Genomic DNA, 1,349 nt, shown 5'->3' on the forward strand with positions numbered 1-1,349 from the left:
CGTTAAAACTGGCAGCAAAACGTAAATCGGCAATATTCTGCAGTTGAGCAAGCTCGCGTTGCTGTTGCTTGAGTAAGGCGTCTACAATCGCTTGAGCGGCTTCGGCAAAAGCCGGATCATAAGGATCTTTGCCATCATTACGAGGATTTTTGTAGAAACCTTCATTTACCTCGTGATCTATCGTTTTGTTGAGCCACTGTTTACCACTGGCATCCACTACATTAAGTCGAAACTCAACTTCCTGCCCAGTAGATTCGATAATTTCGCCCACCGTATATAAATCACCTGAAGCCGTGCTATTCGGTGCAACACGTACGGCACCAAACTTACCGGTTTCATCCAGGGCAGTTTTTAACTTATAGGCAAAACGATTGGCTTCAGCTCGTCTTAATTCCGGCCAGATACCTTCTTCTTCATAATCGGCGGCTTTATCTGAAAGCCCCGGTGAAAAGACCGGAATGATGACATCCAGTTTAATTCCCTGATAGGGGATCTCTTTGGGTTCATCCTGAGCTGAGGCAAGCTGTGGTCCGGTTTTCACATCACCGGCACTACCGGAGGTCGTCGCGCAGCCCGTAAGTACATGCATCATAATGATCATGTAAATCAGAAATTTAGACGGTGATCTGAAATTTTCAATCTTCAACAACGCTCATCCCCTTATATTTGCGATACTCATTCCAGAGTTTCTTTTTGATTTCCGGATCCTGTTCTGCTTCTGCCGCCACTCTGATTTGTGAAGCGATGGCATCATCATTATTGGCTGATGGAATATCTTCTGGAATAGCACCATTATTCGCGGCAGTTACCGGAACACCAGATTGGCCATTAACAGTGTCTTCTTCATAATCTGTTCCACTCATTTCAGGTGGCATTGATTCCTGAGTTTCCGGCTCGGTTCCCTGCATATCCTGACTGGCAACTGAGTTATTATTGCCATTGCTGCCTTCAAGTCCACCGCCTCCCTGATCGGCACCATTGCTACTGTCAGCAGATGTATTATTGGGGTCGGTTAATTTGCATAATTCGAAGCGGTTAAGTGAATCAAAAAAAGCTTTTTCCATTAATGCTATCCGTTCTGCCCTGGTAAGCTCCGGACTATCAATGTAACGAATATCCGCTTCACCACAATCAACAGCTGGAGTTGCCACCTCTTCCGCATGAACCGTGATAAATCCGGGCACCAATAGTGACAGGAGCAAGCTCAACAGTTTATTCCATGCGAATAAACTCAAAAAATCCAGATAACACTTTGAAAGTTTTTTCATAGGAACAGGCACGAGTCCGTTAATAGTGTTTTAGAAAAAATAGAACAGCAGAGTCAATATGGCTTTTATATGCATTTGTCA

The 1,349-nt window shown here is 44.4% G+C and carries 1 protein-coding gene and 1 pseudogene; both read right to left on the minus strand.

All coding sequences use genetic code 11. The features are described 5' to 3' along the window. A pseudogene (locus B3O33_RS05645) lies at positions 1–589 on the minus strand (hypothetical protein); the annotation flags it as partial. 46 nt (positions 590–635) lie between these two features. Beyond that, entirely contained in the window at positions 636–1,268 is a 633-nt protein-coding gene (locus B3O33_RS05650; protein ID WP_292363169.1) for a hypothetical protein, read from the minus strand. Positions 1,269–1,349 lie beyond the last annotated feature (81 nt).

Source organism: Methylophaga sp. UBA1464 (genome assembly GCF_002325665.1).
In the GTDB taxonomy this organism is placed as follows: domain Bacteria; phylum Pseudomonadota; class Gammaproteobacteria; order Nitrosococcales; family Methylophagaceae; genus Methylophaga.

Coding starts and splice junctions, on each gene's coding strand:
- B3O33_RS05650 (WP_292363169.1), bottom strand. CDS start 1,268: ATGAAAAAACTTTCAAAGTGTTATCTGGATTTTTTGAGTTTATTCGCA.